Annotated in this window: 19 protein-coding genes; all 19 read left to right on the forward strand. The window is 72.4% G+C overall.

The genetic code is table 11. The annotated features are described in order from the left end of the window. The first annotated feature begins 9 nt into the window (after positions 1-9). The 19 genes from VFG42_RS14350 (at position 10) to VFG42_RS14440 (ending at position 22,783) form a co-directional block, all read left to right on the forward strand. The gene (locus VFG42_RS14350; protein ID WP_324909420.1) at positions 10-939 is read left to right on the forward strand and encodes an NAD(P)-dependent oxidoreductase; all 930 of its coding nucleotides are present in this window, start codon (positions 10-12) and stop codon (positions 937-939) included. Then, positions 936-3,503, forward strand: a complete 2,568-nt coding sequence (locus tag VFG42_RS14355; RefSeq protein ID WP_324909421.1) for an ATP-binding cassette domain-containing protein — start codon at positions 936-938, stop codon at positions 3,501-3,503. Before VFG42_RS14350 ends, VFG42_RS14355 begins: the two co-directional genes overlap by 4 nt. Beyond that, entirely contained in the window at positions 3,500-4,504 is a 1,005-nt protein-coding gene (locus tag VFG42_RS14360) for an ABC transporter permease (RefSeq protein WP_324909422.1), read from the forward strand. The genes VFG42_RS14355 and VFG42_RS14360 overlap by 4 nt, the downstream gene beginning before the upstream one ends. A gap of 93 nt (positions 4,505-4,597) precedes the next feature. After that, complete coding sequence (locus VFG42_RS14365; RefSeq protein ID WP_324909423.1) at positions 4,598-5,602, forward strand: substrate-binding domain-containing protein; 1,005 nt, start codon at positions 4,598-4,600, stop codon at positions 5,600-5,602. 66 nt (positions 5,603-5,668) lie between these two features. Then, a complete protein-coding gene (locus tag VFG42_RS14370; protein WP_324909424.1) occupies positions 5,669-6,400 on the forward strand; it encodes an SDR family oxidoreductase in 732 nt (243 codons plus the stop codon). Positions 6,401-6,440: 40 nt separating this feature from the next. Continuing rightward, positions 6,441-7,445 (forward strand): zinc-binding alcohol dehydrogenase, encoded by a 1,005-nt coding sequence (locus VFG42_RS14375; RefSeq protein WP_324909425.1) that lies wholly within the window; start codon positions 6,441-6,443, stop codon positions 7,443-7,445. Then, a complete protein-coding gene (locus VFG42_RS14380; RefSeq protein WP_324909426.1) occupies positions 7,445-8,305 on the forward strand; it encodes an MBL fold metallo-hydrolase in 861 nt (286 codons plus the stop codon). The genes VFG42_RS14375 and VFG42_RS14380 overlap by 1 nt, the downstream gene beginning before the upstream one ends. Continuing rightward, positions 8,302-9,270: a polysaccharide deacetylase family protein gene (locus VFG42_RS14385; protein WP_324909427.1), complete on the forward strand. Its 969-nt coding sequence runs from the start codon at positions 8,302-8,304 to the stop codon at positions 9,268-9,270. The genes VFG42_RS14380 and VFG42_RS14385 overlap by 4 nt, the downstream gene beginning before the upstream one ends. After that, positions 9,260-10,177: a polysaccharide deacetylase family protein gene (locus tag VFG42_RS14390; RefSeq protein WP_324909428.1), complete on the forward strand. Its 918-nt coding sequence runs from the start codon at positions 9,260-9,262 to the stop codon at positions 10,175-10,177. Before VFG42_RS14385 ends, VFG42_RS14390 begins: the two co-directional genes overlap by 11 nt. Next, complete coding sequence (locus VFG42_RS14395; protein ID WP_324909429.1) at positions 10,174-11,466, forward strand: M20 family metallo-hydrolase; 1,293 nt, start codon at positions 10,174-10,176, stop codon at positions 11,464-11,466. The genes VFG42_RS14390 and VFG42_RS14395 overlap by 4 nt, the downstream gene beginning before the upstream one ends. Then, positions 11,466-12,347 carry an LLM class flavin-dependent oxidoreductase gene (locus tag VFG42_RS14400; protein WP_324909672.1) on the forward strand — a complete coding sequence of 294 codons (882 nt, stop codon included), beginning with the start codon at positions 11,466-11,468 and terminating at the stop codon, positions 12,345-12,347. Before VFG42_RS14395 ends, VFG42_RS14400 begins: the two co-directional genes overlap by 1 nt. Continuing rightward, positions 12,344-13,075, forward strand: a complete 732-nt coding sequence (locus VFG42_RS14405; RefSeq protein WP_324909430.1) for an SDR family oxidoreductase — start codon at positions 12,344-12,346, stop codon at positions 13,073-13,075. The genes VFG42_RS14400 and VFG42_RS14405 overlap by 4 nt, the downstream gene beginning before the upstream one ends. 370 nt (positions 13,076-13,445) lie before the next feature. Beyond that, positions 13,446-15,044, forward strand: coding sequence for a mandelate racemase/muconate lactonizing enzyme family protein (locus tag VFG42_RS14410; RefSeq protein ID WP_324909432.1), 1,599 nt, complete (start codon positions 13,446-13,448; stop codon positions 15,042-15,044). 86 nt (positions 15,045-15,130) lie between these two features. Continuing rightward, positions 15,131-16,321, forward strand: coding sequence for a glycoside hydrolase family 99-like domain-containing protein (locus VFG42_RS14415; protein WP_324909433.1), 1,191 nt, complete (start codon positions 15,131-15,133; stop codon positions 16,319-16,321). A gap of 9 nt (positions 16,322-16,330) precedes the next feature. Beyond that, positions 16,331-19,603 carry a hypothetical protein gene (locus tag VFG42_RS14420; protein WP_324909434.1) on the forward strand — a complete coding sequence of 1,091 codons (3,273 nt, stop codon included), beginning with the start codon at positions 16,331-16,333 and terminating at the stop codon, positions 19,601-19,603. After that, positions 19,600-20,466: an alpha/beta hydrolase fold domain-containing protein gene (locus VFG42_RS14425; protein WP_324909435.1), complete on the forward strand. Its 867-nt coding sequence runs from the start codon at positions 19,600-19,602 to the stop codon at positions 20,464-20,466. Before VFG42_RS14420 ends, VFG42_RS14425 begins: the two co-directional genes overlap by 4 nt. 45 nt (positions 20,467-20,511) lie before the next feature. After that, the gene (locus VFG42_RS14430; RefSeq protein WP_324909436.1) at positions 20,512-21,495 is read left to right on the forward strand and encodes a thiamine pyrophosphate-dependent dehydrogenase E1 component subunit alpha; all 984 of its coding nucleotides are present in this window, start codon (positions 20,512-20,514) and stop codon (positions 21,493-21,495) included. Next, positions 21,492-22,496, forward strand: a complete 1,005-nt coding sequence (locus tag VFG42_RS14435) for a pyruvate dehydrogenase complex E1 component subunit beta (RefSeq protein ID WP_324909437.1) — start codon at positions 21,492-21,494, stop codon at positions 22,494-22,496. Before VFG42_RS14430 ends, VFG42_RS14435 begins: the two co-directional genes overlap by 4 nt. Next, entirely contained in the window at positions 22,496-22,783 is a 288-nt protein-coding gene (locus tag VFG42_RS14440) for a muconolactone Delta-isomerase family protein (protein WP_324909438.1), read from the forward strand. The genes VFG42_RS14435 and VFG42_RS14440 overlap by 1 nt, the downstream gene beginning before the upstream one ends. The last annotated feature ends 3 nt before the right edge of the window (positions 22,784-22,786 follow it).

Below are 22,786 nucleotides of genomic sequence, written 5' to 3' on the forward strand. Positions count from 1 at the left end.
GGCAGTCACTTGGCTTCAGATCGCATCGTCGGCGTCATCGGACTCGGGGTCATGGGCAAGCCCATGGCGCGGCGCCTGGTGGAGGCCGGGTTCGAGGTCGTCGTCCACAACCGCAGCCAGGCGGCCGTCGAGGAGCTCGTCGAGCTGGGGGCGACCGCCGCGACCTCGGCCACGGATCTCGCCTCGCGCTGCGACGTGGTCATCACGATGCTCCCCGACACGCCCGACGTCGAGCAGGTCGTGCTCGGCGGCGGTGGCGTCCTGGCGGCGATGCGCGCCGGCGCGCTGTTCGTCGACATGAGCACGATCGCCGCGGGGACGGCGGTCCGCGTCCACGCCAACGCCGCCGAGCGGGGCGTCGACGCGCTCGACGCGCCGGTGTCCGGCGGCGAGGTCGGCGCCGTCGAGGGCACGCTCTCGATCATGTGCGGCGGCGACGAGTCGGCGTTCGCCCGCGCGGGGGCGATCTTCGAGTGCCTCGGCAGCCGCGCCACCCACGTCGGCGGCCCCGGCGCCGGCCAGATCGTCAAGGCCTGCAACCAGATCATGGTCGGCATCTCGCTCCAGGCGATGGCCGAGGCGCTGGTCCTCGGGGCCAAGGCGGGCGTCGACCAGGCGGTCATCGTCGAGGCGCTGCTCGGCGGCGCGGCCCGCTGCTGGGCGCTCGAGGTCCGCGGCCCGTCGGTCCTGCGGCGCGACTTCCGCCCGGGCTTCCGCTGCGAGCTGCACCACAAGGACCTCGGCCTCGCGCTGGCGGCGGGCGGCGAGTTCGGCGCCACGCTGCCGCTGACCGCGTCGGTGCGCGAGACCTTCGGGGCGATGAAGGCGACCGGCCGCGGCGACTTCGACCACTCCGGGGTGATCACCATCATCGAGGACCTGTCCGGCGAGCCGTCGCTGGTCGAGGAGGCCGTCTCCGGCGGAGGAGGCCCGCGATGACCCCCGCCACGGCGCCTCGTCCCGAGGACGTCGGCCGCCGCGCGGACGGCACGGTGCACTGCGCGCTGACGTCGGTGACCAAGTCCTTCGGCGGCGTCACGGCCGTCCAGGACGTCGACTTCGACGTCCGGGCCGGCGAGGTCCACGCGCTCGTCGGCGAGAACGGCGCCGGCAAGAGCACGCTCATGAAGATCCTCGCGGGCGTGCACCGGCCGGACTCCGGCGAGATGCGGGCCGGCGGCGAGGCCGTGGCGTTCGACTCGGCCCACGACGCCGAGATGGCGGGCATCGTGATGATCCCGCAGGAGCTCGAGCTGTTCCCCGAGATGACCATCGCGGAGAACCTCGTGATGGGCCTGCCGCGCACGCGGAACCGCTGGGGGACGTTCGACGGGCGCGCGATGCGCCGCCAGGCGATCGAGCTGCTCGATCGCCTGGGCTTCTCGATGGACGTCACGCTGCCGGTCAAGCGGCTGTCGGCGGGCAACCGCCAGATCGTCGCGATCGCGCGGGCGCTCGCGCGCGACGCGCGCGTGCTGATCATGGACGAGCCGACGGCGGCGCTGCCCGACCGCGACGCCAAGCACCTGTTCGGGATCATCGACGACCTGCGCGGCCGCGGCGTCGGCATCGTGTACATCTCGCACCGGCTCGACGAGATCTTCGAGCTGGCCGACCGGATCACGGTCATGCGCGACGGCGAGCGCGTGGCGAGCGAGCTGCCGTCGGCCGTCACCGAGAACGACCTCGTGCGGCTGATGGTCGGCCGGCCACTGTCGCAGTTCTACGCGCGCCGCCGGCGCGACCCGGGCGAGCTGCTGCTGGAGACGCGCGATCTCGGTCGGCCCGGCGGCTTCGACGGCATCGACCTGCGCCTGCACGCCGGGGAGGTCGTCGGCGTCTGGGGCCTGATCGGCGCCGGGCGGACCGAGCTGGCCCAGGCCATCGCCGGCGTCGATCCGGCGCGCTCGGGCGAGCTCGTCATCGAGGGCGAGCCCGTCCGCGTCCGCAGCATCGCCGACGGCCTGCGCCACGGCGTCGTCTACGTGCCCGAGGAGCGCCGGTCGCAGGGGCTCGTGCTCGAGCACTCGATCGAGCAGAACATCACGCTCAGCCGCCTGCGCGCGCTGTCGCACCACGGCTACCTGCGGCCGTCCAGCGAGCGCGCGCTGGCCGACCGCTTCGCCGGTGAGCTGACGATCCGCGGGGCCGGGCTGGACGCGCCGGTCAACGTGCTGTCGGGCGGCAACCAGCAGAAGGTCGTCGTGGCCAAGTCGCTGGCGACCGAGCCGCGCGTGCTGCTGCTCGACGAGCCGACCCGCGGCATCGACGTCGGCGCCAAGGCCGAGATCTACCGCCTCATGGACGACCTGGTCGACGAGGGCAAGGCGATCCTGTTCATCTCGTCCGACCTCCAGGAGGTCCTGGCGATCGCCGACCGCGTGATCGTGATGGCCGGCGGCGAGCAGGCCGCGGAGCTTCCGGTCGAGGAGGCCACGGCCGAGGGTTGCCTCGCCGCCGCGATGGGCGTCACGCCCAGCGTCGGCACGCCCGCCGAGGACACCGACCTGGCCCGGCCCGCGGTCGCGCCACCGGCGCCCGTCGAGGCCGCGGCCGGCGCGGGCTCGCGCCTGGCGCGCTTCATGCTGCGGCCGGAGGCGCCGTCGCTGATCTTCCTGGTCCTGCTCGCGGTCGTGCTGTCGATCGTCGCGGACGGGTTCTTCAGCGCCGACAACGTCAAGTCGCTGCTGTCCCAGGTCGCGGTGGTCGGCATCGTCGCCTTCGCGCTCAACCAGGTGCTGCTGTGCGGCGACATCGACATCTCGATGGGCTCGGTGCTCGCGGCCTGCATCTACGTCACGGGATGGGTCGCCCACGCGGTCGGCGGGCTGTGGCTGCCGCTGCTGGCCGGCGTCGCCGCCGGGCTGGTGTTCGGCGCGATCAACGGCACGCTCGTCGTCCGGGCGGCGATGCCGTCGATCGTCGCGACGCTCGGCACGATGTCGATCCTGCGCGGGCTCGTCCTGTCGCGCAACGAGACGATCAACAGCATCCCGGACGCCACGCGCGCGCTCGGCCAGGGGCTCGGCTACTTCGCGCCGGGGCTCATCTTCCTGGTCTTCCTGCTCGTGTACGCCTTCATCGCCAACGGCACGCGCTGGGGCCGCGAGGTCGTCGCCCTGGGCGACAACGCCGCCGCGGCCCGCCTGGCCGGGATCCGGACCGGGCGGACGCGGTTCCTCGCCTTCCTGGGCGTCGGCGCCGCGACCGGGCTGGCCGCCGTGATCTACCTCGGGCAGGCCGGCGCGGCGCAGCCGTCCGTGGCCACGGGCCTGGAGCTGCAGATCATCGCCGCGGCCGTCGTCGGCGGCACCAGCCCGATGGGCGGCCGCGGATCGAACGTCTCGCCGTTCGTGGGGGCGCTGCTGATCGGCCTGATCTACAGCGGCCTCGCGCTGCTGGCGGTGCCCGGGACGCTGCAGGACCTCGTCTTCGGCGCCGTCATCTTGATCGCCATCTCCGTCGACGTCGTCCGGCGGCACATCGTGGAGCGCATCCCATGAGCACCCAGGTCACGAGCAACCAGCAGATCCCGACCGCGCCGAGCAGCAGCGGCCCGCGCAGGAGCGCGCTCTGGCGCCGGCTCGCCAACCGCGAGATGGCGCTGCTGCTGGCGTGCGTCGTCGAGCTGATCGTCCTCGGGCAGATGAGCCCGTACTTCCTGACGGTGTCGAACCTGTTCGACGCGTCGCGGTACTTCGCGGAGTCCGGGCTCATCGCGCTGGGCATGAGCCTCGTGATCATGACCGGCGGCATCGACCTGTCGGTCGGGTCGGTGCTCGCGCTCGTCTCGGTCGTCATCGGGTTCTCGTTCAAGGCCGGTGTGCCGCTGGAGCTCGCGATCGCGCTCGGCCTGCTGACCGGCCTGGTGTGCGGCTTCTTCAACGGCGTGTTCATCGCGCGGCTCGGTCTGCTGCCGCTGACCGTGACGCTCGGCACGCTGGCGCTGTTCCGCGGGCTCGCCTACGCGATCACCGGCGCCGACTCGGTCTCGACCTTCCCGCTCTGGTTCTCCCAGATCGGCGGCAGCTACGTCGGCCAGGTGCCCGACCAGCTGATCTTCTTCCTGATCGTCGGCGCGCTGGTGTGGCTGCTGATGAACCGCACGCGGTTCGGCCGCTACGTGAGCGCGATCGGGTTCAACGAGGAGGCCGCGCGCTTCTCGGGCGTCCCGGTGCGGCGGGTCAAGACCGCGGTCTACGTGATCGCCGGTGGGCTCGTGGGCCTGTCCTCGTTGATCTACACGTCGCGGGTGTTCAGCGCGCGCGCCGACGCCGGCGTCGGCATCGAGCTGACGGCGATCACGGCGGTCGTGCTCGGCGGCGCCTCGATCATGGGCGGAAGCGGGACCGTCGTCGGCACGCTGCTGGCGGCGTTCCTCCTGACGTTCCTGCAGAACGGCCTGATCATCGCGAGCGTCCCCGGCGAGCTGCAGAGCGTGATCGTCGGAGCGGCGCTGCTGATCGGCGTCTTCCTCAACGCACGGGTCGGGCGGGCGAGATGACCCCGCGCACCCGCTGGCGACGAACGGCTGTACCCACCACAACCAAGAGGTAGGAGAGGGATGCATACTCGGAGGAGTGCGCGAGCGTCGCGTGTGACGCTCGTGGTGATGGTCTGCGTGCTGGCGGCGGTGCTCGCCGGCGGCTGCGGCTCGGGTGGCGGCGGCGCCGCGAACGCCAGCAACGGCGGCAAGGGCTGTACCTACGGCGTGCTGCCCAAGGCGGTCGGCAACCAGTACTGGGCCGCCGTCGGCAAGGGCGCCCGCGAGGCGGCCAAGGCGCTGGACGTGAAGGTCGACTACAACGGCCCGACGTCGGCGGACGCCGCCGGCCAGACCGAGTTCATCGACAGCTGGATCCAGAAGAAGTACTGCGCGATCTCGGTCTCGGCCAACGACCCCAACGCGCTGGTCCCGGCGCTGCAGCGCGCGGCCCACGCCGGGATCAAGGTCTCCACGTTCGACGCCGACACGGCCAAGAGCGCGCGCGCCGTCTTCCTCAACCAGGTCACGTTCGCCGGGGTCGGCCAGACCCTCGTCGACGAGATGGTCAAGCGCGCGGGGGACCAGGGGACGTTCCTGGTCGTCACGTCGACCCTGACCGCACCCAACCAGTCGCAGTGGATCGACGAGATGAAGAAGTACATCGCCGCCAAGTACCCGGGCGTGAAGATCGGCGCGATCCTGCCCGGCCAGGAGGACCAGGCCAAGAGCCGCGACGTGGCCCTCGGCTACCTGCGGGCCCATCCGAACACCGCGGGCATCTGGGGCATGACCGACGCCGCCGTGTCCGGACCGGCCGAGGCCAAGAAGCAGCTGGGCATCAAGAAGACGATGCCGGTCATCGGCATCGGGCCGCCGAGCTGCTGCAAGACGGTGCTGGCCGACGGCTCGGCCGACGCCCTCGTGCTGTGGAACCCGGTCGACCTCGGCTACGCGACCGTCTACCTCGAGAAGGCCCAGGCGGAGGGCAAGCTCAACCGCGACCAGGGGCTCCCGGCCGGGCGGCTGGGCACGTTGAAGTACATCAGCGACGACACCATCCTGCTCGGCAAGCCGGCGGTGTTCACCAAGTCGAACATGGACGACTTCGACTTCTAGGAGCTCGGCCCGGGGAGGAGGGCGGGCTCTCGCCCTCCTCCCCTCGCCCCGCGGTGGAGGACAGCCATGCGACGGTTCAAGGACAAGGTGGTGGCGGTGACCGGCGGGTCGGGGGCGATCGGCGCGGCGTGCGTCGAGCGCTTCGTCGCCGAAGGCGCGCGGGTCGCGTCGATCGACGTGGCGCCCGCGACCGCCCCGCCCGGTGGCCTCGCGATCACCGCGGACTTCGGCCGCCACGAGGAGATCGACCGGGCCTTCGGGCAGGTCGCGCTGCAGCTCGGCCCGATCGACGTGCTCGTCCAGAGCGCGGCGGTCCTGCGCCCGGTCCCGTTCCTGGAGCTGACGCCCGGGGACATCGACGACGTCCTGGCCATCAACGTGCGCGGGATGCTGCTCGCCGCCCGCTGGGTCGCGGCCTCCCTCGTGCGGCGGCAGGCCACCGGCGGCGTCATCGTCAACCTCGGGTCGATCGCGTCGGTGGTCTCCGACGCGGCGTCGGTGCCCTACGACACCTCCAAGGGCGCGGTCGCGATGGCGACCCGCAGCCTGGCGGTGGCGCTGGCGCCGCATCGCATCCGCGTCGTCTCGGTCGTGCCGGGCGCGATGGCCAAGCCCCAGGCGGGGGACGCCCGCGACCCCGGCGACCTCGACGACTACCAACGCCGGCGCGTGCCCCTCGGCCGCTGGGGCGTGCCCGCCGACGTGGCGGGCGCCGTGCTGTTCGTCGCCTCCGAGGAGGCCGCGTACATGACGGCGTCCGCGGTCTACGTGGACGGCGGCACGCTCGCCGCCTACTAGCCGCACACCGGAACTTGCAACACCAACAACAGGAGATGTAGTGGACGCACGTGCATTGTGGATCTCGGCGCCTCGTCAGTCCGAGATCCGCCCCGAGACCGTCCGGGACTGCGGTCCCGACGACATCACCGTCAAGGCCATCGCCTCCGGGATCAGCCACGGCACCGAGATGGTGATGTACCGCGGCGACGGCCCCGCCGACCAGCCGCTGACGCCGTCGACGTGCGAGGGCAGCTGGGCGCTGCCGGCGAAGTTCGGCTACCAGAACGTCGGGCGCGTCCTGGAGGCCGGGCGGAACACCGCCTACCAGGCCGGCGACCTGGTCTTCTGCCGCTACCCGCACCAGGACCACTTCACGATCGACGCGGTCGACCCCGAGCTGGTCAGCCCGCTTCCCGAGGTCGACCCCGTCGAGATGGCGGTGCTCGGCAACCTCGCCGACGTCAGCCTCAGCGTCCTGCTCGACGTGCCGGTGCGCATCGGCGACGTCGCGGTCGTCTTCGGCCTCGGCGTCGTCGGGATGTTCTGCGCGCAGTTCGCCCGCCAGACCGCGGGCAAGCTCGTGGTCGTGGACCCGCTGGAGTCGCGCCGCGAGCTCGCGCTGCGGTGGGGCGCGGACCTCGCGGTCGCGCCCGAGCACGCGGTCGAGGCGGCGATGGAGGCCAGCGAGGGCCGCGGCGCCGACGTCGTGATCGAGGCCAGCGGGGCGCCGCCGGCGCTGCAGTCCTCCTTCGCGTGCGCCGGCCAGGAGGCGAGCGTGGCGGTCGTCGGCTGGTACGGGAACAAGACCGTGCCGCTGGTGCTCGCGCCCGAGTTCCACATCCGCCGGCTGCGCGTCGTCAGCTCGACGGTGATGCTCGTCGGCTCCGGGCTCCAGCCCCGCTGGGACCTCGCGCGCAAGCTGCGCGTCGCCGTCGAGGCGCTCCCGCGGCTGCACGCCGACGAGATGATCACGCACCGGATCCCCTTCGAGCAGGGGCCCGAGGCCTACCGGTTGGTCGACGAGCGTCCCGAGGAGGCGCTCGCGGTGGCGCTGGTCTACTGATGGTCGACGCGATCAGTCCGCTGGAGCGGCTGCAGGCCGGGGAGGTCGCGGACGGGCAGGTCCGGCTGTGGTGGTGCGGCCAGCACAGCCACGTCCTGCGCGGGGCCGGCGCGACGGTGTTCGTCGACCCGTTCCTGACGCCGAGCCCGTCGCGGCTCGTCCCGCCGGCGTTCCGGCTGGAGGAGGTGACGCGGCTCGACGCGATCGCCGTGACGCACGAGCACTGGGACCACTTCGACCCGGAGTTCGTCCGGGCGGCGCTCGAGCGCTTCCCGGACGCCGTCGCGGTGCTGCCGACGCCGCTGGCCGACGCGTTCCGCGACTCGACGAGCGCGTGGGCGCGCGTGATCGGCGCCCAGCCCGGCACGCCCGTCGAGCTGCCCGGCGTCGTGCTGCATCCGATCCCCGCCGTCCACGGCGTCGACGTCTCAGACGCCTACGACGACGGTCGCGCGCTCTCGGACGGGCTCGTGCGCTACCTGGGCTACGTCATCGAGCTCGACGGGGTGTCGGTCTACCACGCCGGCGACACGCTGGTGTTCGACGAGCTCATCGACGCGCTCGCGCCGTTTCACCTGGACGTCGCGCTGCTGCCGATCAACGGCCGCGACTACTACCGGGAGCGGCGCAACCTGGTGGGCAACATGGACCCGCGGGAGGCCGCGCAGCTGGCGGCCGACCTGCGGGTCGACCTCCTGATCCCGACGCACTACGACATGTTCATCGACAACCTCGGATACCCGGGCCATCTCGTCGACGTCGTCACCCGGCGTCACCGCGGGCTCAGCGTCGCGGTGCTCAGCACGGAGCGCCCGTTCACCTTCGCGGCGACCCCGCTGACCGGGGGCCGCGAGCGATGAGCCGCCCGACGTCGCGCGAGATCGACGAGCTCGTGCCCTACTCGGCGATCGTCGACCGCCCGCCGCTGCGGTGGCCCGGGGGAGCGCGGCTGGCGCTGCTGGTGATCCCCAACATCGAGTTCTACGAGTTCGAGCCGCCCGCCAACCCCTACAAGAACCCGTATCCGCGGTTCCCCACGCATCCGGACGTCGTCTGGTACGGGCATCGCGACCACGGCAACCGCGTCGGGTTCTGGCGGATGCTCGACCTCTTCGACCGCTACCGGCTGCCCGCCACGGCCTCGCTGAACGTCGCCGTCCTGGAGCACTTCCCGGAGATCCGCGAGGCGATGGTGGAGCGGGGCTGGGAGCTGATGAGCCACGGGCTCTACAACACGCGCTACCTCTACGGGCTCTCCGAAGCGCAGGAGCGGGCGCTCTACGCGCAGACCCTGGAGATCGCCGAGCGCACGACCGGCCAACGGCTGCGCGGCATGCTCGGGCCCGGGTTCACCTCGACCTCGCGCACGCCCGCGCTGCTGGCCGAGGCCGGCTTCACGTACTGCATGGACTGGTTCATCGATGACCAGCCCTTCCCGATGGTCGTCCCGGAGGGGCGGCTGGTGGGCGTGCCCTACGCCAAGGAGATCAACGACGCGTTCCTGTTCGGCGGGCACCCGTTCTTCGGCTTCGAGGGGCCGGAGTTCGCGGAGATGTGCCGCGATCAGTTCGACCGCCTCTACGCCGAGGGCGGCCGCGTGATGACGCTCGCGCTGCACCCCTACCTGATCTCCCAGCCCTACCGCCAGCGCTACCTCGAGGAGGTGCTGGAGCACATGCTGTCCCACGAGGACGTGTGGGTGACGACGGCGGGCGAGGTCGCCGACCACTACCTGGCGCACTACCACGACGACGCCCTCGCGCGGTCGGTCGTCCCGGCCGCGCCGAGCCTCGTCGATCCGAAGGGGGCGCCGGATGCCCGCTGATCCGCGCGCCGGCGCGATGGACAACCCCTACACCGCCTGGTCGCCGTTGCGCGACCGGCGCCCGGTCCGCTGGCCCGGCGGCGCGCGCGTCGCGGTCTGCGTGCTGCTCAACGTCGAGCACGTCGAGTGGCTGCCGCCCGACGGCGTCTTCGTGCCGCCGAGCGCCGTGCGGCGCCCGCCGTACCCGCGGCTGCCCGACCCGCACGAGGTCTCGCCGCACGAGTACGGCAACCGCGTCGGGATCTTCCGCCTCATCGAGGCCCTCGACGCCCGGTCGATCCCGGCGTCGGTGCCGATCGACGCCGCCTCGGCGGAGCGCTACCCGGGCATCGTGCGGCGCTGCGTCGACCGTGGGTGGGAGCTGCTCGGGCACGGGCTCAGCGCCAGCCGCATGATCTCGGGCGCGATGAGCGAGCCGGAGGAGCGCGCCTACATCGCGCGCTCCCTGGACGCCGTCCAGCGCGCGACCGGGCAGCGTCCCGTCGGCTGGTCGAGCATCGAGTACGCCCAGTCCGCGCGGACGATCCGGCTGCTGGCCGAGGCCGGCGTCCGGTACATGTGCGACTGGCCCAACGACGAGCAGCCCTACGAGCTGGTCGGCGACGGCGCGGGCGTCGTGGCGCTGCCGACCGCGATCGAGCTCGACGACGTCTACACGATCCACATGCGCCGGGTGCCCCCGGCGCGCTGGAGCCAGATGATCGTCGACGCCTACGACCGCCTGGAGCGGGACGGCGCCGAGTCCGGGCGCGTCCTGGTCATCAGCCTGCACCCGTGGCTGACGGGCCAGCCGTTCCGGATGCGCCACGTCGAGGCGGCGCTGGACCACGTCGCCGGCCGGCCGCGGGCGTGGTGCGCGACCGCCGGCGAGATCGTCGACCGCTACCGCGAGCAGGCGAGCGCATGACCCCTGAAGACCAGAGCAAGGAGATGCAGGTGTCCGGAACGCAGCACGAGCTGGTGATCTCGGAGGAGCGGCTGGCCGAGCGGCTCGCCCGCCTGGCCGAGATCGGCCTGCGCGACGACGGCGCCCTTCAGCGGCTGCCCTACTCGCCGGAGGACCGCGCGGCCCAGGACCTGCTGACGACGTGGCTGGAGGCCGCGGGGCTGACCGTCTGGGTCGACCCGGCGGGCAACGTGTTCGGGCGCCTGGAGGGCACGGACCCGGAAGCGCCGGCGGTCCTCACCGGCTCGCACCTGGACACCCAGCCCGGCGGCGGCCGGTTCGACGGCGTGGCGGGCGTGCTGGCGAGCCTCGAAGCGCTGGAGGCCATGCGCGAGGCCGGGCTCCGGCCCCGCGCGGCGATCGAGCTGGTGTCGTGGGCGGGGGAGGAGGGCGGCGGCTGCTTCGATGTCGGCGTGATCGGCAGCCGGGCGATGGTCGGGGCGCTCACCGAGCAGCACCTCGACCTCCGCTGCCGCCACCGCGGGCGCACGCTGCGCGAGCTGATGCGGGAGTGCGGCCTGGACGTCGACCGCCTCGGCGAGGCCGAGCGCCCCGAGGGCAGCCTCGCCGCGGTCGTCGAGCTGCACATCGAGCAGGGGCCGCTGCTGGAGGAGGCGGGGATCCAGGTCGGCGTCGTCACCGCGATCGCCGGCAACCGGCGCGTGCCGCTGACGCTCCGCGGCCGGCAGGCGCACTCGGGCGGGATGCCGATGGCCTACCGGCACGACGCCCTGACCGGCGTCGCCGAGCTGGTGCTCGCGGCCGAGGCCATCGCGACCGCCAAGACCGATCCGCCGGTGGTCGCCACCTCGGGCTTCCTACAGCACGCGCCGAGGGAGATCGCGATGATCCCCGGCCGCGCCGACCTGACGCTCGACGTGCGCTGCATCGCCCAGGACGCGCTCGAAGCGGCGGTCGCCGAGATCCAGCAGGCGGCACGGGACATCGCCGAGCGCCGCGGCCTGGAGCTCGAGCTGCGCGACCCGTGGGGGACCAACCCGTCTCCCACCGACCCGGCGATCGTGGCGGTCCTGCGCGCGGCGTGCGACGCCCTCGGGATCTCGGCGACGGCGATGCCCTCGGGCGCCTCGCACGACTCGATGGTGCTGGCGACGCGGTTCCCGGCGGGGATGCTGTTCGTGCCGAGCGCCGGCGGCATCAGCCACGCGCCGGAGGAATTCACCGAGACCGCGGACCTGGCGGCGGGCGCGCGCGTGCTCGCGCGCGCGTTGACGGTCCTGTCGGCGTGATGGGCCGCCCGCTGCGGTTCGCGGTCGGGCTGCCGAACGTCCGCGCGTACGGCGACCCGCGCGCGCTCGTCCGGCTGGGCGAGCTGGCCGAGCGGTCCGGATGGGACGGCGTCTTCGTGTGGGACAACCTCGCGGTCCGCGACGGGCAGGCCCCGTATCCGGTCGCCGACCCGTGGGCGGTCATGGCCGCCCTCGCGGTCACCACCCGGAGCGTCCGGCTGGGCGTCATGGTCACCGTCCTGCCCCGGCGGCTTCCGGCCGAGGTCGCGCGGCAGTCGGTCACCGTGGACGTGCTCTCGGGCGGGCGGCTGATCTTCGGCGCCGGCCTCGGCAGCCATGCCGAGGACGAGTTCGCGTGCTTCGGCCAGGACCCGGATCCGGTCGTGCGGGGCGAGAAGCTCGACGAGGCGCTCGACGTCCTCGTGGGCCTGTGGACGGGCGAGCGGTGCACGGTCCAGGGCCGGTGGTTCACCGTGCGCGACCAGACGTTCCTGCCGACCAGCCCCCAGCAGCCCCGCATGCCGGTCTGGATCGCGGGCCGCTGGCCCAGCCGCCGGCCGTTTCGGCGCGCGGCGCGGTGGGACGGGGTCTTCCCGGCCTACGGCGCCTACGGCACCGCGACGGCGATGCCGCCGGAGGTGCTCGCGGAGATCGTCGCGTTCGTGCGGCGCCACCGCGATCCCGCCCTCGGCCCGGTCGACGTGGTCCTCGAAGGCGAGACGGCCGGCACCGATCCGGTTCGGGAGGCCGAGCGCATCCAGCGCTATCGCGAGGCGGGCCTGACCTGGTGGGTCGAGAAGCTCGGCTGGTTCCGCGGCGACCTCGACCTCGTGGAGCGGCGCATCGCCGCCGGTCCGCCGCGGACGCGGGCGGCGGCATGAGCGCGCGCGGGCGGCGGATTGTCGTCACCGGCGCGGGCTCGGGCATCGGGCTGGCGACCTGCGAGCTGCATCGCGCGCGGCAGGACCACGTCGTCGGGCTGGACGTCCAGGCGACGCGGGCGGCGGACGGCTTCCCGATCGTCGACGTCGACCTCCGCGACCCCGAGGCCGTGGAGCGGGCGATCGCCACCGCGGCGACGATGCTCGGCGGCATCGACGTGCTGGTCTGCTGCGCGGGCGTCAGCCGGCGCGGGAGCGTCGAGACGACCGAGGCCGCCGAGTGGGACGACGTCTTCGCGGTCAACGTCCGCGCGGCGTACCTCTGCGCGCGCGCCGCGTTGCCGCACCTTCGGCAGGGCCGGGACGCCGCGATCGTCAACGTCGCGTCGCAGTTCGGCCTGGTGGCGACCGGCGGCTACGTCGCGTACTGCGCGTCGAAGGCCGCGCTGATCCACCTCACGCGCGCGATGGCGGTCGACCACGGCCCCGAGGGCATCCGCGTCAACGCGGTCTGCCCGGGCCCGACCGAGACGCCGATGCTGCTCGGCGACCTCGACGCCGGCGCCGGGCAGGCCGGCGAGGTCCAGCGCGTCATCGACCGCACCCTCAGCGGCCGTCCGTCGCGACCGGACGAGATCGCCGAGGCGATCGCGTTCCTCGGCTCCGGGCACGCGAGCTCCGCGCACGGAGCCGTCCTGGCCGTCGACGCCGGATACAGCATCCACTGACGCCGGGACGACGCCGCCTCGCCGACGCCGACGTGCTGCCGACCGGGCTCGGGGCGGCCATCGGACCCGGGGCGGCGACGTCCCGGGTCCCTTGCGCCGCAAGGGCTGGAAACCTTTCCTTGACACGGGCCGCTCAGAAAGCCTAGAGTCTCGGAAACGGTTCCAGGATCGTCGGGTCACGGGAGGAAATCAGGGAGATGTCGCCGTCGCGCGCGCCAACGCCAGTTGCACCGGAAACGATTGCAGCTCCCGTGGCGGCCCGCCGCGGCTGGAGCGCCGGCTTCGGCCCCGAGACGCACGTCGACCTCGACGCCACCTACGTCGGCCGCCACGGCGCCGCCGTTCGCCGGCGGTGCGCCAGAAGAAGATGATGAAGGACTTTCAGGCGCAGATCGGCGCCGAGCTGGTCCAGCTGAACCCCGAGCAGAACCTCACCGACCTGTCGAGCATGGCGTTCGTCGGCAAGACCGTGGGCGACTCCAAGGTCTTCCCGATCCCGAAGGGCGCCACGACGCCGGACGGGATCCCGACGGCCCATCAGGAGGCGCGCAAGCTGCTGGAGGCCGACCCGGTCCCGCAGTTCCAGCAGACCCTCCAGGCCACCTACGGGGCCTTCGAGAAGTACCTGGCGGACATGGTCGCCGGGCGCATGTCGCCGCAGGACGTCGGCGACAAGCTGCAGAGCGAGTTCGTGCGGTCCGCTCAGCAGATGGGGTTGCCGGGCTTCTGGCCCGGCCGCACCCACCACCCAAGACAGACACGTTTGACAAGGAGCAGGGCGTTGACCGACGACAACACACAACACGGCGGCGCGGGGCTGGCCGTCCCGCCCGACGGCGCGTTCGGAAGCGCCGTCGGGCGGCTGACGATCCGGGAGATCGAGCTGATCCCGGTCGTCGTGCCGCTGGAGCACGAGTACCGCGGCAGCTACTACCGCATGAAGAACCGCTCGACCATCATCACCCGCGTCCACACGGAGGAGGGCATCGTCGGCGAGGCCTACGCGGGCGACGAGGACGCGACGCTCCAGGAGATCATGGACATCGTCCGGGTCGAGATCGCACCCAAGCTGATCGGCCAGAACGCGTTCTCGTTCGAGCGCTGCTGGCAGCTCGGCTACCCGGCGACCTACGACCAGCTGCGCGACCGCCGCGTGTCGCTCGTCGCGCTGGCCGGCGTCGACCTCGCGATCTGGGACGCGATCGGCAAGGCGCTGAACGTCCCGCTCTGGCAGCTGTGGGGCGGCTACCGCGACCGCATCGGCGTGAACATCATCGGCGGCTACTACGGCGAGGGCCTGCCGTCGATCGCCGAGGAGGTCGCCTGGTGGCGGGAGATGGGGTTCAAGGGCTGCAAGTTCAAGATCGGCGGGAAGTCGCCGGCGCAGGACGCCGAGCGCGTCCGCGAGTGCCGCGAGGCCGCGGGCGAGGACTTCGTGCTGACCGTCGACGCCAACCAGGGCTGGACGCTGCACCAGGCGCTCGACTTCTGCTCACGCGTGCAGGACCTGGACATCCGCTGGTTCGAGGAACCGTGCGTCTGGACCAACGACCGTCGCGACATGCGCGAGGTGCGCGCCCGCGGCGGCGTGCCGGTCTGCGCGGGGCAGAGCGAGTACTCGCCCGCCGGCTGCCGTGACCTCTTCGAGGCCGGCGCGGTCGACGTGTGCAACTTCGACGCGTCGTGGTCGGGCGGCTACACGAACTGGCGCCGCATGGCCGCGACCGCGCAGCTGTACTCGGTCCAGCTCGGCCACCACGAGGAGCCGCAGGCGGCCGCCCACCTGCTGGCCAGCCAGCCGCACGGGACCTACATGGAGGTCTTCCATCCCGATCGCGACCCGATCTGGTGGAACCTGATCGCCAACCGCCCCGAGCTGGTCGACGGCGAGCTCGCGCTGCCGACCGGCCCCGGATTCGGCTGGGAGCTCGACGCCGACTACATCGAGCGCCACCGGGTGGATCGCTAGCCGATCCCCGCCGACACGCGCGCCGCGCTCTCCCTTGCTCCGGCGCGGCGCGCGTGTCACCACCCTCCCTCTTCAAGGTCCAGCACATGACTTCCACCGTCGCCGCCTACACCTGCCCGCTGTGGCACCCCTCCGCGCTGTTCGCGGGCCAGTACACCCCCGGCTGGTCCGAGTACGAGCTGATGCGCGGCGCCCGCCCGCGCTTCGCCGGCCATCGCCAGCCGCGCCAACCGCTGCTCGGCGCGCTCGACGAGTCGCGCCCCGAGACGTGGGAGACCTACAACAAGCTGGCCGCCGACCACGGCGTCGACGTCCTGATCTGGGACTGGTACTGGCTCGACGACGGCCCGGCGCTGCACGAGGCGCTCGACGACGGCTTCCTGCGCGCGGGCGGGCCGCCGCAGACGTTCTCGATCGCGTGGATCAACCACCACTGGATGACGCTCTTCCCGACGACGCTGCGCGATCGCACCGGGCTGGAGCAGGCGTTCCACGCGCCGGACAGCGAGCCGGACATCTGGCGCGGGTGGTCGCTGATCGCGTCGCGCTACTTCCACCACCCGCACTTCTGGCGGATCGACGGCGAGCCGGTCTTCGTGATCTGGGACGTCGGCCGGATCGTGCAACACCATGGCCTCGACACGACGCGCGCGCTGATCGCGCGGCTGCGGGAGCACGCCCGGGCGCTCGGCCACCCGGGCGTGCACCTGCACGCGAACATCACGATGGCCTTGTGGCGCGCGGGCAACGACCCCGTGAAGGCCACCGCGGGGCTCGACGCGCTCGGCTTCGACTCGTGCGGGCTCTACAACCCCTTGTTGTCGGTCACGCCGCCCGCCGAGGGCGCGCCGACCTACTCCGGCCTGGCGCGACGCGCCACCGACGAGCTGCACCCGGCGCTGCTGGAGGCCGCGCCGGTCCCGTTCTGGCCGGCGGCCTCGCCGGGCTGGGACACCACGCCGCGGATGCCGTATCCCCAGCCGGGAGACGACGTCCACCGCCACCCCGACCAGGGGCTGCTCCTGGTCGAGGGCGGCACGCCGGCCGAGTTCGAGGACCTGGTGAAGGCCTCGCTGGCGCTCGCGCGGCGCAACCCCGAGGACCACAGGGTCGTGACGATCGGGTGCTTCAACGAGTGGACCGAGGGCCAGTACCTGCTGCCCGACGTCGACCACGGCTACGGGATGTTGCGCGCGCTGTCTCGCGCCCGCGGCCGGGAGGACCACCGGATCTACCACGCCTCGACAGCGGGCGACAGCAACCTTCCCGACGAGTAGGAGCACGCCATGCGCCGCCGGCGCATCCTGTCCATCCTGTCCTGCAGCGCGCTGGGCCTCGCGGTCGGCGCCTCGACCGCCTCCGCCGCGGCCACGATCAGCGACGACACCACCAACAAGGTGATCACGATCACCGGCGACGCGTCGTCCTACCAGTTGAAGCTGGACTACAACAACAAGGCCGTCATCACCTCCTACAAGGTGGGCACCCACGAGACGCTGGGGACCGCCACCGGCGGCGGCATCTACTCGGCGCTGACCACCGACGACAGCACGTGGGTGACGTCGCTGTCGGGCGTCACCGGGCTCACCCGGTCGATCTCCGGCAACGTGGTCACGGTCTCGTTCTCGACCTCGCTGGCGTCCGAGACGTGGACGCTGACGGCCAACGGCAACGACGTGGTCTTCAAGCTGAGCCGGACCTACAGCGGCTCGGCGTCGATCAAGCAGCAGGGCACGCCGTCGATCAACCTCGCCCAGCACACCGCGGACGTCGTGCGCTGGCCGGGCGACGGCTCGTCGTGGCCGGTGGAGCCCGCGTCGATCAGCAGCGGCGGCTTCGGCGACTACTGGATCGGCTCGACGTCGCCCCACCGGACGTCGATGCGCGTGTCCAAGGAGCAGCAGTCGTTCTCGGTGCTCAACGAGAGCGGCGCCTACGCCCTGAAGGTCACCGGGACCTCGAGCGCGGGCGCGACGGCGCGCGGCGCGACGACCGTCGCCCAGCGGCTGCCCGACTCCGGGACCGGCGGGATGCTGCGGATGAACCTCTACACGGCCAACGCCGGGCAGTCCTACGCCTTGACGCCGACGATGCCCGACGGCTCGGCGCCGGCGGACCCGCCGAACTACGACACGAGCGCGAGCACGCCCGCGCCGACCGGCTACTGGTCGCACACCAGCACGCGCGGCGAGGACCTCTACGCGCCGGTGAGCGTCACCAGCGGCACGACGGTCTGGACGCAGCTGACGCTCGCGCCCGCCTCGTACTCCTCCTACTACGACCTCGGCACGCTGACCGGCCTGGGCTCGGTGGCCAACCTGTCCAAGTCGATCAACGACCTCGGGCGCTTCACGATCACCGACAAGGCGCAGCTGGGGTACTACGAGGGCCCGAACTGGCGCTCGGAGCTGGTGCCCTCCGAGGAGCACTGGATCGCCCAGCTCGTCGACGGCTTCCAGCAGGACAAGGCCGGCGCGATCGGGGCGATGGAGGGCGGGTTGAAGGACCAGCGCGACTCCCTGCAGGACTCCTCCGGCCACCTCTACACGGGCGTGACGACCGTCAACCAGGCGACGAGCTGGGGGCGCAACCTGCCCGACTCGCAGACCGGCTACGCGCTCGCGGTGCTCGGCACGTACTACATGAACGGCTCGACGTCGTGGCTGGGCGGGTTCCGGACCTCGGTCGAGAAGGCCTTGGACTACGAGCAGTCGGCCTACGCCTCGTCGTCCACCAACCTGATCCCGGTCAGCTACGCCGCGCACAACCCCGGCCTGCACTCCAACGAGTACTGGGAGGCGGCGTGGTGGACCGGTGAGATCGGGACCGGCGTGATCGGGCAGCCCAACGCCTACACGTCGGCCATGTACTACGACGCGCTGCGGCGCTGGGCGACGGTCGAGGGCACGGTCTTCTCCGACACGACCAAGGCGGCGTACTACAACGGCCTGGCCAACACGCTGAAGACCAACTACAACCTGGACGCGGGCAGCGGCGGGACGTGGTCGGGGGCCGCCAACGCGCCGCGGTTCAGCGCGCAGCCCGGGCAGCCCGCGTACCTGCCGGTGATCGGCGCGGCGCTGAAGAGCGACCTGCTCTCCGCGCAGCGGCGTCGCGACATGGCCGCGGCCTACATCCAGTCGCTGCGCTCGACGGGGACCGACTTCCTGGTCAACAACGTCTTCGACCTCGACGGCTCCGGCGCGTTCTCGGACTACACGCACCTGGGCACCGACGGCGGCATGTACGGCCAGGGGGTCGGCGACGGCTACGCCGCGTTCCCGGCGGCCGACGACCGCGCCAACGCCAAGTACTTCACGGAGAAGTGGCTCGGCAAGGCGATGTCCAACTGGTACGGGTCGTCGAACTTCTCGCGCTCGGCCGCGCAGCTGGGGGCCGACACGGACTTCCCGTCGATCGGCAACATGGGCGCCGGGCTGTACCACGACATCTTCGGCTTCCAGCCGGGAGACCAGAAGCTCGTGATCGCGCCGTTCATCTGGAGCGACCTGGTCGGCTCGACGGTCAACTACACCTGGCGCGGCCAGGCCGTGACCGTGGCCTACAACGGGCTCGACAAGTTCACGGTCACGATCCCGTCGATGCCCAGCGGCGCGTCGGTCGACGTGCGCTTCCTCAACCAGACGCCGTCGCGCGGCGGCTATGTGGTCAAGACGGGGTCGTCGGCCGCCACCGTGAGCGCCGACGCCGACGGCACGGTCCACAAGGCGATCACGAGTGCGGGGACGACCACCGTCGAGCTGGCGAACCCGGACCCGGACCCGGTGATCTCCTCGGCCGACGACAACGGCGGGGCGATCACCTACAACCCGGCGTGGTCGTACTCGACGACGGTCTCCGCGTACCGCAACGGCAACGCGCACTACACCAACAGCACGGGCGCCTACGCGCAGTACGCGTTCACCGGCACCGGCGTCCGCGTGATCGGCGGCAAGGGCCTCGACCACGGGCGGATGAGCGTGTCGATCGACGGGACGACCGTCGCCTCCGGGATCGAGACCTACGCCAACGTGGCGCTGGCCCAGCAGGAGCTGTTCCGGCGCTCCGGGCTGACGCCGGGGTCGCACACGATCCGGATCACGGTGGACGGGACGAAGTCGGCGTCGTCGAGCAACACCTACGTCGACCTCGACGCGATCGACGTCGACACGGGGTGGACGACGACCAACGACATGGCGTCGGGCATCACCTACACCTCGGGGTGGCAGACGACCACGACCCCGACCGACTACGTCAACGGCGACGCCCACTACAGCAACGTCGCCGGCGACTACGCGCAGTGGACGTTCACGGGGACGGCCGTGCGCGTGCTCGGCGGGCTGAGCCCCGACCACGGCAAGGCCGACGTGTCGATCGACGGCGGCACGCCCGTGACCGTCGACGCCTACGCCGCGTCCGTGCAGCCGCGCCAGGAGCTGTTCAAGCGCACGGGCCTGTCGCCCGGGTCGCACACGATCCGGGTCACGATCGACCACACCAAGAACGCGTCGGCGTCCGACTACTACGTCGACCTCGACGCCTTCGAGACGGCGGGGTGACGGCCGCCTTCGACATCGCGGCCAACCGCCGGGCGACGGAGGCGCTGTTGCGCGCGGTGCCTCCCGCGCCCGGGACGCGGGCGCGCGAGCGCACGCTCGCGGGCCGGCGGGCGCTGGCGGTCACGGCGGAGGCTCGGGCCTCCGCCGTCCGCCATCGCGCTGGCGCCGGCGCCCTGCTGTGGATCCACGGCGGGGCGTACGTCGCCGGGAGCGTCGACGCCAACGTGGGCTTCGCGTCGCACCTCGCCGCGGCGGCCGGGGTGGAGGTCGTGCTGGCGAGCTACCGCCTGGCGCCCGAGCATCCGTTCCCGGCCGGCCTGGACGACGTGTCGGCGGCGCTCGACGCGCTGGCGGCGGAGCGGGGCGGGCCGGAGGCCGTGGTCCTCGGCGGCGACTCGGCGGGCGCGGGGCTCGCGCTGGCCGCGATGCTCCTGCACCGCGACACCGGGCACGCGCTGCCGGCGGGCGCGGTCCTGCTGTGCCCGTTCGCCGACCTCACGCTGACCAACCCGTCGTGGACGGCGCCGGAGACCGACGACCCCGTGATCGACCGCGACACGTTCGCGCGGATCGTCGGGCTCTACACGTCGGGCGACCTCGTCGCCGACCCCTACATCTCGCCCGCGCGGGCCGACCTCCATGGCCTGCCGCCGTTGTTGGTGTTCGCCTCCGAGACCGAGGCGCTGCGCGACGACGCCCGCGCGATCGCCGCCGCGGCGCCCGACGCGCGGCTCGTCACGCGGGCCGGGCTCACGCACGTGTGGCACCTCCAGGTCGCGACGCTCGACGCGGCGCGTGCCGACGTCGCGCGCGTCGGCACGTTCGTCTCCCAGCGATTGACGGCGACCGCGCCGGTGCGATAGAAAACGTTTCCAGCCGTGTCCAGCAGCAGCCAGTCAGGAGAGACGATGAGCGCGACCCACGCGCCCACCGAGGGTCAGGTCCCGGTCGAGACCAAGCTGGAGTGGCTCGTGCGCATGCACGAGATCCGCTTCTTCGAAGAGGAGTGCCAACGCCTCTTCACCGACGGGTCGGTCCGCGGCTCGACGCACCTCTGCCAGGGCCAGGAGGCGACCGCCGTCGGCGGCTGCGCCGCCCTGGAGCCCGGCGACACCATGACCTGCACCTACCGCGGCCACGGCGCCGTGCTCGCCAAGGGCGCGCCGCTGGACCGCACGTTCGGCGAGATCATGGGCAAGGCCAACGGCCTCTGCGGCGGCAAGGGCGGGTCGATGCACCTGACCGACGTCTCGGTCGGCGCCTACGGCTCGTTCGCGATCATCGGCGCCCACCTGCCGATCGCCGTCGGCCTCGCGCTCGGCGAGCGCTATACCGACAGCGACCGCGTGTCGCTGTGCTACTTCGGCGACGGCGCCACGAACATCGGCGCGTTCCACGAGGCGTTGAACATGGCGTCGGTCTTCAAGCTGCCGGTCGTCTTCTTCTGCGAGAACAACCTCTACGGCGAGTACTCGCCGCTGGCCAACACCACGCCGATCACCGACCTGGCCGACCGCGCAGACTCCTACAACATGGCGAAGGCCATCATCGACGGCAACGACGTCGACGTCGTCTTCGAGGCCACGCGCGAGGCGGTCCGTCGCGGCCGCGCGGGGGAGGGCCCGACGCTGATCGAGGCCAAGACCTACCGCCACAAGGGCCACTCGCGCACGGACCCGGCCAAGTACCGGCCGGAGGGCGAGCTGGAGGAGTGGCTCAAGCGCGACCCGATCGTCCTGCTGGAGGCCAAGCTCGCCGAGGCGGGCGTCGAGCAAGGCCAGTTGGATGCCTTGAAGGACGACGCCGAGCAGCGCGTCGTCGCCGCCCTGGACACCGCCAAGAGCTGGCCCGACCCCGACCTGTCGACCCGCTTGCACCACGTCTTCGCATGAGCACCATCACCCCTGAGGCCGCCACCACGACGGCCACCTACCGCCAGGCGATCATCCGCGCGCTGGGCGACGAGCTGGAGGCGGACCCGTCGGTCTTCCTCCTCGGCGAGGACGTCGGCGCGGCCGGCGGCCCGTTCAAGATGACCGACGGCCTCTACGAGCGCTTCGGCGCGGGCCGCGTCATGGACACGCCGATCTCCGAGCAGGCGATCGTCGGCGCGGCGATCGGCGCCGCCGTCAAGGGCCTGCGCCCGGTCGGCGAGATCATGTTCGCCGACTTCGCGGGCGTCTGCTTCGACGGCATCGCCAACGAGCTGGCCAAGTACCGCTACATGACGGGCGGCCAGGTCACGCTGCCGGTGACGCTCCGCCTGGGCGGCGGCGTCGGCGCGGGCTTCGGCGCCCAGCACTCGCAGAACGCCGAGAACTGGTTCCTCAACGTGCCGGGCCTGAAGCTCGTCACGCCCGCGACGCCGGCCGACGCCTACGGGTTGCTCCGCGCGTCGATCCAGGATCCCGACCCGGTGCTGTTCTTCGAGCACAAGCACCTGTTCAACCACAAGGGGCCGTTCCCGGAGCGGCCGGCGATCGTGCCGCTCGGCGTCGCCGACGTCGTGCGCGCGGGCACCGACGTCACGCTCGTCGGCACGCAGGCGATGCGCTTCAAGGCCGAGCGGGCCGCCGAGGCGCTGGCCGACGAGGGCATCTCGGTCGAGGTCATCGACCCGCGCACGATCGCGCCGTTCGACCACGCCACGGTCATCGACTCGGTCCAGCGGACCGGCCGGCTGATCGTGCTGCAGGAGGCGTCGCCGGACGGGTCGTGGGGCGCGTCGGTGATCTCGCGCGTGGTCCAGGAGAACTTCGAGTACCTCGACGCGCCGCCGCGGCTGCACGCCGCCGACGACACGCCGGTGCCCTACGCGGAGAACCTCGAGACCGCGTGGATGCCGACCGTGCGGACGATCGTCGAGGCCGTCCGCGCCACCGTCGCCTACTGATGCACGACTACCTGGTGCGGATCGACGTCGCGCTGCCGCCGACGCTGCCCGACGACGAGTTGCAGGCCTTGATCGACGCCGAGCGCGTGCGCGGCCGCGAGCTGCGCGGCGCCGGCACGATCCAGCGGATCTGGCGGCTGCCCGGCGGCCTGCGCAACGTCGCGATCTGGCGTGCGCCCGACGCGACCGCGCTGCACGAGGCGCTGACCTCGCTGCCGACCTACAAGTACGCCACGATCGCGGTGGACGCCCTGGCCGTCCACCCCCTGGAGGCCGACGATGCCTGAGAT

The sequence above is a fragment of the Baekduia sp. genome (genome assembly GCF_035685985.1).
Taxonomy (GTDB): domain Bacteria; phylum Actinomycetota; class Thermoleophilia; order Solirubrobacterales; family Solirubrobacteraceae; genus Baekduia.

Excerpts from the sequence above, each read along its gene's own strand:
- VFG42_RS14390 (WP_324909428.1), top strand. The coding sequence starts at position 9,260 with ATGCCCGCTGATCCGCGCGCCGGCGCGATGGACAACCCCTACACCGCC.
- VFG42_RS14435 (WP_324909437.1), top strand. The coding sequence starts at position 21,492 with ATGAGCACCATCACCCCTGAGGCCGCCACCACGACGGCCACCTACCGC.
- VFG42_RS14370 (WP_324909424.1), top strand. The coding sequence starts at position 5,669 with ATGCGACGGTTCAAGGACAAGGTGGTGGCGGTGACCGGCGGGTCGGGG.
- VFG42_RS14415 (WP_324909433.1), top strand. The coding sequence starts at position 15,131 with ATGACTTCCACCGTCGCCGCCTACACCTGCCCGCTGTGGCACCCCTCC.
- VFG42_RS14405 (WP_324909430.1), top strand. The coding sequence starts at position 12,344 with ATGAGCGCGCGCGGGCGGCGGATTGTCGTCACCGGCGCGGGCTCGGGC.
- VFG42_RS14430 (WP_324909436.1), top strand. The coding sequence starts at position 20,512 with ATGAGCGCGACCCACGCGCCCACCGAGGGTCAGGTCCCGGTCGAGACC.
- VFG42_RS14355 (WP_324909421.1), top strand. The coding sequence starts at position 936 with ATGACCCCCGCCACGGCGCCTCGTCCCGAGGACGTCGGCCGCCGCGCG.
- VFG42_RS14400 (WP_324909672.1), top strand. The coding sequence starts at position 11,466 with ATGGGCCGCCCGCTGCGGTTCGCGGTCGGGCTGCCGAACGTCCGCGCG.
- VFG42_RS14395 (WP_324909429.1), top strand. The coding sequence starts at position 10,174 with ATGACCCCTGAAGACCAGAGCAAGGAGATGCAGGTGTCCGGAACGCAG.
- VFG42_RS14420 (WP_324909434.1), top strand. The coding sequence starts at position 16,331 with ATGCGCCGCCGGCGCATCCTGTCCATCCTGTCCTGCAGCGCGCTGGGC.
- VFG42_RS14380 (WP_324909426.1), top strand. The coding sequence starts at position 7,445 with ATGGTCGACGCGATCAGTCCGCTGGAGCGGCTGCAGGCCGGGGAGGTC.
- VFG42_RS14360 (WP_324909422.1), top strand. The coding sequence starts at position 3,500 with ATGAGCACCCAGGTCACGAGCAACCAGCAGATCCCGACCGCGCCGAGC.
- VFG42_RS14385 (WP_324909427.1), top strand. The coding sequence starts at position 8,302 with ATGAGCCGCCCGACGTCGCGCGAGATCGACGAGCTCGTGCCCTACTCG.
- VFG42_RS14410 (WP_324909432.1), top strand. The coding sequence starts at position 13,446 with ATGAAGGACTTTCAGGCGCAGATCGGCGCCGAGCTGGTCCAGCTGAAC.
- VFG42_RS14440 (WP_324909438.1), top strand. The coding sequence starts at position 22,496 with ATGCACGACTACCTGGTGCGGATCGACGTCGCGCTGCCGCCGACGCTG.